An 11,681-nucleotide genomic window follows, 5' to 3' on the forward strand; every position below is an offset into this window, starting at 1 on the left:
AACACAGAAGATTCTAACTGTCCTTTTCCTAGTATTAATACTCTTCGAAAATCAAATTCAAACCACGTCAACGTCGCCTTGCCGTACTCAAGTACAGCCTGCGGTTAGTTTCCTAGTTTGCTCTTTGATTTTCATTGAGTATAAAAAACCTCTTCCCAAGGGAAAGAGGACTAAATCTTATTGATGAACAGCTTGGGCTGCTGTGATAAGGGTTAACTTGTAAACATCATCTGCATTACATCCACGAGAAAGGTCGTTAACTGGCTTGTTCAAACCTTGCAAAACAGGTCCAACAGCCGCAAAACCGCCAAGACGTTCGGCCATCTTGTAGCCGATATTTCCTGCCTCGATACCTGGGAAGATGAAGACATTTGCTTGACCAGCTACCGTACTTCCAGGAGCTTTCAGAGCTGCAGTTTCAGGAACAAAGGCTGCATCAAATTGCAACTCACCATCGATTTCAAGGTCAGGACGCAAGTCGTGAGCAATTTTAGTTGCTTCTACAACCTTATCAACACTTTCACCAAAACCTGAACCCTTAGTAGAATAACTTAGCATAGCAATTTTAGGCTCGATTCCAAACATCTTAGCTGTGATTGCTGAGTTGATCGCAATTTCAGCCAAGGCTTCTGCATCTGGATTGATGTTGATGGCACAGTCTCCAAATAGGTAACGTTCCGTACCACGAACCATGAGGAAGGCACCTGAAGTACGAGTTACATTTGGACGAGTTTTGATGATTTGAAGAGCTGGACGAACTGTTGAAGCTGTTGAGTGAATAGCTCCAGATACCATTCCATCAACCAAGCCCAAGTAAACCAACATAACACCAAAATAGTTGACATCTTCAACCAAAACCTTGCGTGCATCTTCTTCAGACATTTTGCCCTTGCGACGCTCCACCAAGGCAGCAACCATTTCTTCAAATTGAGGATAATGTTGAGGGTCAATGACTTCATAACCATCCATGATCCCTTCGATTTCAAGATAAATTTTAATTTTTTCAGGATTTCCAAGCAAAACAGGAATCACTTCTGTTTCTTTTACCAAGCGTTTTGTTGCTTGAAGAATACGTGGCTCTTCCCCTTCAGGGAGAACGATACGAGCATTTTTACCAACCAAGTTGGCTTTGAGACTTTCAAAAACTTCCATGAGTTTTCTCCTTTTAGATAATAATTATACTCTGAAACAGTTTTTATAGAGTATTAGTTGATAACTGGGTAATAAGGTTACTGAAATCATCCGGCAAGGGACTTTCTAACTGCAAGTCTTGCTCTAAAAATGGATGATAAAAGGATAGGTAATGGCAATGCAGGGCTTGGCGCTGAATTCCATCGTCTAGACTACCACCGTACAAGTCATCTCCCAACAAAGGAAAACCGATATGAGAAAAATGGACTCGGATTTGGTGGGTTCGCCCAGTGTGCAGGCGAATATCGACCAAGTGAATATTTCCATAAGAAGCTACAATCTTGTAAGAAGTATGAGCATACTTTCCACCTTTAGCTACACGTCTGGTAATAATGGAATCTTCATCACGCGCAATCGGAGCAATAATCTCTCCCTCTTGCTCCAAGTGTCCATCACCTTTAACCAAAGCAAAGTAGCGTTTTTCAATGGACTTCTTCTGCAACTGCTTGTCTAATCGTGCATGGGCATAGCCATGCTTGGCAAAGAGCATCAAGCCAGAAGTGTCCCTATCAAGTCTGGTCACAATGTGAACCTGCTGATTTTCATATTCTTGCTTAACATAGTAACCCTTGATAAAATTGGCAACGGTATTGGAGTGATTAACACTAGGAATAGAAGCCACTCCATAGGGTTTATTCAAGACTAGAAAATGGTCATCCTCATAGAGAATATCCAGTGGGCGCTCGATAGCTTCGAGAGTTTCAAAGCCTTCCTCCGCAGGAATATCAATGGTAACGCGGTCTCCAATATCCAATAGATACGTCGCATTTTGTGATTGATCATTGACCAGAATAGCTCCACCTCGAAACTTAATCTTGGCCAGAAGCCCCTTAGAAACCTCATGCTTTTTTAAGAAGGTCTTGACCTTGACATGATCATCTGCAATAAATTCAAACCTCATTCATCCACCTCGCCGATAAAAGCATCCTTAACACGGTTCCAAAAACTGGTATGGCTAGGTGATGCGACAAAGTGAATCTTATGATGGTCGATTTGATACTCAATACGCTCAATATTACGGAAAGAATAAACGCTATTGTCAACCGAAATAGTGTGGTAATCGTTTCTCGTCGGGATAAGTTCAATCTTATCCTTCTTAGGAACAATAATGGAAGAGCCCAGCGTTCGATAGACCCGATTATTAAGGCTGGCAATTTCCGTTAATTGCAAAGCTTCAATGGTAGGGTGTAAAACAGCTCCGCCAAGTGATTTGTTATAGGCTGTACTACCAGTCGGTGTCGAAACTGTTAGCCCATCTCCACGAAAACGTTCAAAGTGGACACCGTTAATCACAACATCCGCCACCATGGTTCGATCAGACCTGCGGATACTGGCTTCATTTAGTGCTCTGAAAATCTTAACTTCACCATTTTCAAGAAAGACCTTCACATTCAGAACAGGGTATGATACCTTTGCCCCAGTATCTAGCTGCAAATTAGTCACTAGCTTGTCCAACTCAAAATCACGGTAGTCCGTATAGAAGCCCAAATGTCCAGTGTGAACACCAATGAAGCGGACCTTGTCAAGCTGGTTTTCGTACTTATGAAAGGCCGACAAGAGCATACCATCCCCACCAATGGAGATGACAATGTCCGGATTGGTATCATTGAGTATAAACTGATTTCTCTTCAAACGATCTCGCAATTCATACAAAACCCTTTGACTCTGTGGTTTTCTATTAGCTATCAGGTCAATTCGTTTACCTGTATTCTTCATCTGTATCGTCACTGTTTCCTACACCGTCATTTAATTTTCTACTCAAAGGATCAAAAAGTGCCTGGGCTTCCTGGATATCATCTCGAATTTTACCCATTTCTTCATCCAACTGATGGGCAATTTTGGCAGTAATTTCCAGTCTCTTTTTAATTTCCTCTGGGAAATCCCCTTGGTACTTGTAGTTGAGAGAATGTTCTATCGTTGCCCAGAAATTCATGGCCAAGGTACGAATTTGAATTTCCGCCAAAATAGTCTTGGCTCCATTGATTGTATCAACCGTATATTCTACTACCACATGATAGGAACGGTAGCCTGATGCTTTTCGATGAGTAATGTAATCTCGCTCCTGTATGATTCGCATGTCCTGACGTTTGCGCAAAATTTCCACTACTTCCTTGACGTCATCTACAAACTGAACCATCACACGCAAACCAGCAATATCTTGCAAATCGTGCTCTAAGCTCGCATAAGTAATGCCACGACGAGCCATTTTCTCCTTGATACTTTCAATTGGCTTGACTCGACCAGTCACAAACTCAATCGGAGAATGCTTATTTTGCTTACGATATTGCTTCCGAATACCACGTAGTTTAATCTTTAACTCACCAACAGCTTGAATGTAAGGATCTAGAAATTCTTCCCATTCTAAGGTCATATATTCTCCCTTGTTCACATATTATCCTTCAAAAATATCTTTGATTTTTTCTCCAGATTCATATACAATAAATACAATGCTTATTATACCATAAATCCGCTTTCAACGATAAAGAAAAGGTAAGAAAAATGAAACATTTAGAAATTGAATTGAAAACACTATTGAAAAAAGATGAATACAATCGTCTAAAAGACCAATTCACAGGCGTCACTCCTGTTCTTCAAAAAAATTACTACATCGACACTCCTGATTTTGAACTTCGAGAAAAGAAAGTTGCTATGCGCATTCGCACTTTTGAAGACTGGGCAGAATTGACACTCAAAGTCCCTCAAAATATCGGAAACATGGAATACAATCAAAAATTGCAACTAAAAGATGCTGAAAACTATCTGAGCAATAAAGAACTTCCTCAAGGGCTTGTGCTCGATGAATTGGCGAAACATGGTATTAAAACAAGTGAATGGCAGATTCTTGGTTGTCTAACGACACTTCGCTATGAAATGCAAACAGCTATTGGTCTCATGGCGCTGGATGAAAGTCAGTACTTTGATATTACAGATTACGAATTAGAGCTTGAAGTTGAGAATCACGAGCAAGGGAAACAAGATTTCCAGCAATTTTTAGAGGAAAATCAGATTGATTATCAAAAAGCTCCCTCAAAATTGGTTCGATTTGTCAAAAGAATGAAAAATAGCTGAAATAATCTCCATTTTTTGGTAAAATAGAAAAGATAAAAATACACGAATCCTAGTTCATATATATAAGGCAAATATAACTAGGATTTATAAAGTTTACAGAGGACGGTCTATAATGTCAGATAGAAAAAATATGAAACTTTTCGCTCTCAACTCTAACCAAGAGATTGCACAGAAAATTGCTCAAGCTGTTGGTGTCCCACTTGGAAAACTATCATCACGTCAATTTTCAGACGGAGAAATCCAAGTGAATATCGAAGAAAGTGTCCGTGGTTATGATGTTTACATCATCCAATCAACAAGTTTCCCTGTTAACAACCACCTAATGGAATTGTTAATTATGGTTGATGCTTGTGTTCGTGCAAGTGCCCACAGTATCAACGTTGTTCTTCCATATTTTGGCTACGCACGTCAAGACCGCATTGCTTCACCACGTGAGCCACTTACAGCTAAACTAGTTGCTAATATGCTGGTTAAGGCTGGAGTTGACCGTGTTCTTACGCTTGATTTGCATGCTGTTCAGGTGCAAGGCTTCTTTGATATTCCTGTTGACAACCTCTATACAGTTCCTCTATTTGCAAAACATTACTGCGATAAGGGGCTCCTTGGTTCAGATGTTGTTGTCGTTAGCCCTAAAAATTCAGGTGTCAAACGTGCTCGTAGCTTGGCTGAGTATCTTGATGCTCCTATCGCCATCATCGACTACCCTCAAGACGATGCAACTCGCAACGAAGGTTATATCATCGGTGATGTTGAAGGTAAAAAAGCTATCTTGATTGACGATATTTTAAATACTGGACGTACCTTCTCTGAAGCTGCTAAAATCGTTGAACGTGAAGGGGCTACAGAAATTTATGCTGTTTCTAGCCACGGCCTCTTCGTCGAAGGAGCTGCTGAACTTCTTGACAATACTAATATTAAGGAAATTCTTGTGACTGATTCAGTAGCAACAAAAGAAAAAACTCCTAAAAACGTATGCTACATCACTGCTAGTGAGTTAATTGGTGATGCCATCGTCCGTATCCACGAAAGAAAACCAGTCAGCCCACTCTTTGCCTACAACAAAAAGAAATAAGGTGATTCTTTGATTTATTTGGACAATGCTGCAACGACTCCCATGTCAGCAGTTGCTATTTCAGCTATGACCAAGGTTATGCAAGAAACCCATGGCAATCCATCTAGTATTCATGGTCATGGTCGTCAAGCTGGCAAACTCTTGAGAGAAGCCCGTCAGGAACTAGCCCAGTTACTGGGGACAAAACCTCAACATATCTTTTTCACTTCTGGTGGGACTGAAGGCAACAATACTGCCATCATTGGCTACTGCCTTCGTCACCAAGAACAAGGAAAACATATCATCACAACTGCCATTGAGCACCATGCCGTCCTTGAAACCATTGATTACTTGGTTCAACACTTTGGGTTTGAAGCAACCATTATCCAGCCAGAAAATCAAGAAATCACAGCCAAACAAATTCAAAAGGCTTTACGTGATGATACAATTTTGGTTTCTACCATGTTTGCCAATAATGAGACAGGAAACCTACTTCCCATTGCTGAAATTGGCCAAATACTCAAGCAACACCCTGCTGCATATCATGTCGACGCAGTTCAAGCTATTGGTAAAATACCAATTCACCCCGAAGAATTGGGCATTGATTTTCTCACTGCTTCTGCCCATAAGTTCCATGGTCCTAAGGGAATCGGTTTTCTCTACGCATCTAGCATGAACTTTGATTCCTATCTCCATGGTGGAGACCAAGAACAGAAAAAACGTGCAGGAACTGAAAATCTGCCTGCCATCGTAGGCATGGTTGCAGCCCTAAAAGAAGACCTAGAAAAGCAAGAAGAACATTTTCAACATGTACAAAATCTAGAAACTGCCTTTCTAGCAGAGCTAGAAGGCATTCAATATTACTTGAATAGAGGACAACATCATCTCCCTTATGTTCTCAATATTGGATTTCCTGGCCAGAAAAATGACCTCTTACTCCTTCGTCTAGATTTAGCTGGAATTTCAATCTCTACTGGTTCAGCCTGTACGGCAGGCATTGTCCAATCTAGTCATGTTCTTGAAGCCATGTACGGGGCAAATTCAGAACGCTTGAAGGAATCCGTTCGTATCAGTTTGTCGCCAGAAAATACTGTTGAAGATCTACAAACCCTCGCAAAAACCTTAAAAGAAATTATCGGAGGTTAGCCATATGGCATTTGAAAAAACCATTCAGTTAAAAAATTGTCGTTACGACTACACTCTTAGCCCTTCTGTTAAAAAATTCACCCTTAAGGACAACACTTTTTTTGAGACTAAGGTTGGGAACTATGAACTGACTCGCCTACTTGAAAAGGTTCCGAACAGCGGTGAGGGATTCCAACTCAAAATCATCATTAACAAGGAACTTACAGGTGCTAAAATCAATATCACTGACAAGTTTGGTCTTCGTCTGGTTGATATTTTCAAATCAGAAGACCACCACATTCATCAGGAAAAATTCTACTTCCTCATGGATAGCTTGGTAGAACGTGGTGTCTTTACAAAATCGGAAAGATAGAGCCAAAATGTTTGAACTGACCTATAAAGACAGCTATCATGTAGAGCGCACTCTCAAGTATGAGGATTACGAGGCTCTCATGCTGGCTCTGTCAGGATGTGTGACTCTGCCAGATACACTTTATGTGACTTCTTTGACCTTTAAGGGCCAGGAAGTTTACCAGGGTCTGGTCGGAGACCTCTACCGTTTTCTATCACATGCAGATTTTTTACATTAAAACTAAGATTTTTCTTAGTTTTTTCTTGTTTTTGTTGATTTTTTCACAATGTTTCTATAAAATAGAAGAATAGAAAGGTTGTGATTTTGTGAAAGATAAACAGTCTGCTATTCCAAAAGCTACAGCAAAAAGACTCTCTCTCTACTATCGAATTTTTAAGAGATTTCATGCAGAAAAGATTGAACGTGCCAACTCTAAGCAAATTGCAGAGGCTATCGGTATTGATTCCGCGACCGTACGTCGTGATTTTTCCTACTTTGGTGAACTAGGTCGCCGTGGTTTTGGCTATGATGTCAAAAAACTGATGACATTTTTTGCCGATTTACTCAATGATAACTCCATCACCAATGTCATGCTGGTTGGTATTGGAAATATGGGCCATGCCCTTCTTCACTATCGCTTCCACGAACGTAACAAGATGAAGATTATCATGGCCTTTGACCTAGATGACCATCCCGAAGTCGGTACCCAAACTCCTGATGGGATTCCTATTTACGGGATTTCTCAAATCAAGGATAAAATCAAGGATGCTGATGTGAAGACTGCTATCCTGACAGTTCCCAGCGTCAAGTCACAAGAGGTTGCCAATCTCTTGGTGGATGCTGGCGTGAAAGGAATTCTCAGTTTTTCACCAGTCCATCTGCATTTACCAAAAGACGTGGTCGTTCAGTATGTCGATTTGACAAGTGAACTCCAAACCCTCCTCTACTTCATGCGAAAAGAGGATTAGAAAGCGAAAATCATTTTATGAAAAAACCAGTTATAGGGATTACAGGAAACGAAAAAACTCATCCAGATGATGACATCATGATGAGCTACGTAGCAAAAGGCTTTGTGGAAGGCGTTAAAGACGCTGGAGGGATTCCCATCATCCTACCGATTGGTGATCAAGAAATGGCCTGCCACTATATTAGTATGATTGACAAGCTCATCTTGACAGGTGGGCAAAATGTTGATCCAAAATTCTATGGTGAACCAAAAACCATCGATAGCGATGACTACCACCTTCAAAGGGATATCTTTGAACTGGCCCTCATCAAGGAAGCTATTAAACAGAAAAAGCCAATTTTTTCTGTCTGCCGTGGAACTCAACTCTTTAACGTTGCCATGGGTGGAACTTTGTACCAAGATATCGAAGACCATTGGCAGGATTGTTCTGCCGAATACACAACCCAACGCTTGGTGACAGAACCTGATACTATTCTTCGAGAAATCTATGGAGAAATTTCCCATATCAACTCCTTCCACCATCAGAGCATTAAGGATTTAGCACCAAATTTAAAGATTGCGGCTCATGATCCTAAAGATGGTATCATTGAGGCTGTCATGAGTACGGATGATGTTGCCTTTCTCGGTGTCCAATGGCATCCAGAATTTCTTTTTGAAAATCGTCCCAAAGATAAAAACCTCTTTGACTATATCGTTAATGAACTTTAGATTAAATCTGTCTTTTCGCGGTAACTAAAATAGCTAGAATGAGAGACAATCAAATGGTCCAAGAGGACAATCCCCATCAGTTCGCAGGCTTCTTTGACAATTTTAGTGACATGATCATCATTTCGGCTAGGAGCTACCGCTCCCGAAGGATGATTGTGAACCAAGATGAGAGAGGTCGCCATATGCTTGATGGCATAATGAAGAATCTCCCGAGGTTCAGCAATACTACGAGTAGCTGAGCCGATAAAAATGGTCTGTTGATGGATGATTTGATTTTGAGTATTGAGATAGAGCGCCACCAGGTGCTCTTGTTTTTTATGGCCCAATTCCTGTTGCATCTTCTTGGCCAACTTTTGACTACTGAGAATGCTTTCCATCGCAAGGGTTTCGTGTTTGTGAATACGATGGCCCAGTTCAATCATGGCTTGTAACTCTATAGCTTTAACACGGCCGATACCAGATAGACTCTGCAATTCTTGCAGGGTCATTTTTTTCAAATCTGTTAGGCTTGAAAGATTGTTCAAGACTTTCTGGGCAATTTCAAAAACACTGGCCTGACGTGTTCCTGTTCTGAGTAAAATAGCTAGCAACTCTTGGTTACTGAGCGCTTCTACTCCTTCTTGGGCAAGTCTTTCTCTGGGTAATAGTGAATCTTCTTGGAATGAAATACTGTACATAAAAATCCTCCTCACTTTATTATTCGTGAGAAGGATGAAAAATTAGATTTTTTTCTCAATTGGGGCTACACTGGCTAAAAGTTTTTTCAAACCTACTTCTGGGAAATTGATTTTTAATTCCTGAGTAGCTCCGTTACCTGAAACTTCCAGAACAGTTCCCTCTCCCCACTTCTTGTGGAGGGCAATGTCACCAATGGACCAATTTGCCTCGCTAGACGCTGATTTTGCTCCAGCAGTAAATTGACCAAATGGGAGACCGCTTGACTGGATAGTTTTTGGGGCCGCACTGCGTTTACGGTCTTGAAGAGCCTGAGCCAAACTCATACCTTGACCGAAGGCAACCCCACCACTGCTATAAGATGCCTTAAAGCTTGAATTTGCTGGACGAGCCAATCCTTGATACTCAAGCAAGTCTGAGCTGATTTCGTTAATAAAACGAGTCGGACGGTTGTAGTTGGTACGACCAAAAAGCAGGCGTGAGTTGGCATTGGTCAGATAGAGAATTTTCTCTGCACGCGTAATTCCTACATAGGCTAGACGGCGCTCTTCTTCTAATTCATCTGGATCTTCAGCAGCACGGCTAAGCGGAAAGACATTTTCTTCCATCCCAATCAAAAAGACAACTGGAAACTCGAGACCTTTGGCGGCATGCAGGGTCATCAAGGTCACTTCTGATGTCTCCTGACTACCTGAATCTGTGTCCGCAATCAAGGCCAAGTCATTTAAGAAACGACTCAGTTTATCCAGACCAGTTTCTTCTTCTGGCCCATCAGAGGTGTCATCAAAGTTTTTCGTTACAGAAAGGAACTCTTCGATATTTTCAACCCGAGCCTTACTTTCTAGAGTCGCTTGGGCATTAAGAATATCGACGTAAGCTGTTTTTTCAAGGACAGCCTCAACCAACTCTGTAATAGTTAAGTGGTCTAGCTGTTCCCGCAAATCCAGAATCATATTGGCAAAATCCCAGATAGACTGGGCTGCTTTACCCTTGATACCAGATAACATGATGTTGGCTGAAGCATCCAGCATAGACATATCTTGCATATTCGCAAAATCACGGATTTTCTCAACAGTGCCTGGCCCAATTCCACGTTTAGGCTCATTGATAATACGCTCAAAACTGATATTGTCACTCAAATTGGCAATAAGATTGAGGTAAGCGATAATATCTCGGATTTCCTTACGGCTGTAGAACTTGGTTCCCCCAACCATGGTATAAGGGATATTTGACTTGAGCAAGGCTTCCTCAATAGTACGGGACTGCGCATTAGTCCGATAAAGAACAGCAAAATCCTTGTGAAGGAAGTTTTGACTGCGACTAAGTTCATCGATGGTTCTGGCTACAAATACAGCCTCATCCAGCTCATCATCAGCACGATAGTAAACGATTTGTTCCCCATCAGCGTTTTGGGTCCAGAGATTCTTAGGACGGCGGTTTTTATTATTTTTAATAACCTCATTGGCCGCTTGGAGAATAGTTTTTGTTGAACGATAATTCTCCTCCAACAAAACAACCTTGGCTTGGGGGTAATCCTTTTCAAAGTCCAAAATATTCTGCATATCAGCACCACGCCAACCGTAGATAGACTGGTCCGCATCCCCAACCACACAGATATTTTTAAAACGGGAAGCCAAGAGTTTGACCAATTGGTACTGAGCGTGGTTGGTATCTTGGTACTCATCAACGTGGATGTATTGGAATTTCTGTTGATAGTAAGTCAAGACATCAGGATTTTGATCAAAGAGACGCAAGGTCAGCATAATCAAATCATCAAAGTCAACCGACTCCGACTGACGTAATTCTTTCTGATAGGCTGTATAACACTGAGCCACGATTTGCGTGTACATATCTCCAGCTTGGGCAGCATAAGTCACATCATCAATCAGATCATTCTTAGCATTGGAAATAGTCCCTAAGATACTCCGTTCATTCCATTTTTTAGGATCCAAGTTCAACTGTTTGAGAATGCGTTTCATGAGCGTTCGCTGTTCACCAGGATCGACAATTGTAAAATTACGATTGTAGCCAATATGGTCCGCATCGCGACGCAAAATACGAACACACATGGAGTGGAAGGTTGCAATCAGACAATCCTGAGTAGCTGGATTGAGGCTATAAGCACGCTCTTTCATCTCACGCGCAGCCTTGTTGGTAAAGGTAATGGCCAAGATATTCCATGGATTGACCATCTTTTCATCAATCAGATAAGCAATACGGTGGGTTAAAACACGGGTCTTTCCAGAACCAGCCCCCGCCATGATCAACAAGGGCCCTTCTGTCGTTTGCACCGCCTCAGCCTGACGGTCATTCATTCCATTTAATAATGCGTTCATCTTCTCTTCCTTACTCTTGAAGTCAATATTTCTATTATATCAGAATTCAGGGAAAATATCTTTACCTAAACTGGTTACGTGTAGAAGGCAACTCTCTCATCAGCTGAAGACAAGACCTTATATCTAGGCAAAAAATGAGCTTGGATATTATTTCCAAACTCATTTTTTACTCAATGAAAATCGAAGTGCAAACTAGGAAGCTAGCCG

The 11,681-nt window shown here is 41.3% G+C and carries 13 protein-coding genes; 7 read left to right on the forward strand and 6 right to left on the reverse strand.

The annotated features are described in order from the left end of the window. Positions 1-177: 177 nt before the first annotated feature. Genes pta through yjbM form a run of 4 tightly spaced genes read right to left on the reverse strand, consistent with a single transcriptional unit; the run spans position 178 to position 3,562 of the window. Positions 178-1,152: a phosphate acetyltransferase gene (gene pta, locus N8L39_RS02005; RefSeq protein ID WP_000451580.1), complete on the reverse strand. Its 975-nt coding sequence runs from the start codon at positions 1,150-1,152 to the stop codon at positions 178-180. Positions 1,153-1,195: 43 nt separating this feature from the next. Further along, positions 1,196-2,092 carry an RluA family pseudouridine synthase gene (locus tag N8L39_RS02010; RefSeq protein ID WP_261009831.1) on the reverse strand — a complete coding sequence of 299 codons (897 nt, stop codon included), beginning with the start codon at positions 2,090-2,092 and terminating at the stop codon, positions 1,196-1,198. Next, on the reverse strand, positions 2,089-2,907 hold the full coding sequence (locus N8L39_RS02015) for an NAD kinase (protein ID WP_033681742.1): 819 nt from the start codon (positions 2,905-2,907) through the stop codon (positions 2,089-2,091). The genes N8L39_RS02010 and N8L39_RS02015 overlap by 4 nt, the downstream gene beginning before the upstream one ends. Further along, positions 2,891-3,562, reverse strand: a complete 672-nt coding sequence (gene yjbM / locus N8L39_RS02020; RefSeq protein WP_261009830.1) for a GTP diphosphokinase — start codon at positions 3,560-3,562, stop codon at positions 2,891-2,893. Before yjbM ends, N8L39_RS02015 begins: the two co-directional genes overlap by 17 nt. A 128-nt stretch (positions 3,563-3,690) precedes the next feature. On the opposite strand from yjbM, the gene N8L39_RS02025 reads away from it, so the two are divergent. From N8L39_RS02025 to N8L39_RS02055, 7 genes are all read left to right on the forward strand, one after another. Then, positions 3,691-4,260, forward strand: a complete 570-nt coding sequence (locus tag N8L39_RS02025) for a CYTH domain-containing protein (RefSeq protein WP_261009829.1) — start codon at positions 3,691-3,693, stop codon at positions 4,258-4,260. A 112-nt stretch (positions 4,261-4,372) separates the two neighbouring features. Then, positions 4,373-5,332 (forward strand): ribose-phosphate diphosphokinase, encoded by a 960-nt coding sequence (locus tag N8L39_RS02030; RefSeq protein ID WP_001283823.1) that lies wholly within the window; start codon positions 4,373-4,375, stop codon positions 5,330-5,332. Between the two features lie 9 nt (positions 5,333-5,341). Beyond that, positions 5,342-6,457 (forward strand): cysteine desulfurase family protein, encoded by a 1,116-nt coding sequence (locus tag N8L39_RS02035; RefSeq protein ID WP_261009828.1) that lies wholly within the window; start codon positions 5,342-5,344, stop codon positions 6,455-6,457. Positions 6,458-6,461: 4 nt separating this feature from the next. Then, positions 6,462-6,809: a DUF1831 domain-containing protein gene (locus N8L39_RS02040; RefSeq protein WP_000863540.1), complete on the forward strand. Its 348-nt coding sequence runs from the start codon at positions 6,462-6,464 to the stop codon at positions 6,807-6,809. Positions 6,810-6,816: 7 nt separating this feature from the next. Further along, complete coding sequence (locus N8L39_RS02045) at positions 6,817-7,026, forward strand: DUF4649 family protein (RefSeq protein WP_191962397.1); 210 nt, start codon at positions 6,817-6,819, stop codon at positions 7,024-7,026. 88 nt (positions 7,027-7,114) lie between these two features. After that, complete coding sequence (locus tag N8L39_RS02050; RefSeq protein ID WP_000653417.1) at positions 7,115-7,756, forward strand: redox-sensing transcriptional repressor Rex; 642 nt, start codon at positions 7,115-7,117, stop codon at positions 7,754-7,756. 17 nt (positions 7,757-7,773) lie between these two features. Further along, positions 7,774-8,463: a gamma-glutamyl-gamma-aminobutyrate hydrolase family protein gene (locus tag N8L39_RS02055; RefSeq protein WP_261009827.1), complete on the forward strand. Its 690-nt coding sequence runs from the start codon at positions 7,774-7,776 to the stop codon at positions 8,461-8,463. On the opposite strand, the gene radC is transcribed toward N8L39_RS02055, so the two are convergent. Both radC and pcrA read right to left on the reverse strand, forming a co-directional pair. After that, entirely contained in the window at positions 8,460-9,140 is a 681-nt protein-coding gene (radC, locus tag N8L39_RS02060; RefSeq protein ID WP_261009826.1) for a RadC family protein, read from the reverse strand. The two genes, N8L39_RS02055 and radC, sit on opposite strands and share 4 nt — an antisense overlap. A gap of 42 nt (positions 9,141-9,182) precedes the next feature. Beyond that, the gene (gene pcrA / locus N8L39_RS02065) at positions 9,183-11,474 is read right to left on the reverse strand and encodes a DNA helicase PcrA (RefSeq protein WP_261009825.1); all 2,292 of its coding nucleotides are present in this window, start codon (positions 11,472-11,474) and stop codon (positions 9,183-9,185) included. Positions 11,475-11,681 lie beyond the last annotated feature (207 nt).

The sequence above is a fragment of the Streptococcus mitis genome (assembly GCF_946190285.1).
Taxonomy (GTDB): domain Bacteria; phylum Bacillota; class Bacilli; order Lactobacillales; family Streptococcaceae; genus Streptococcus; species Streptococcus mitis_CP.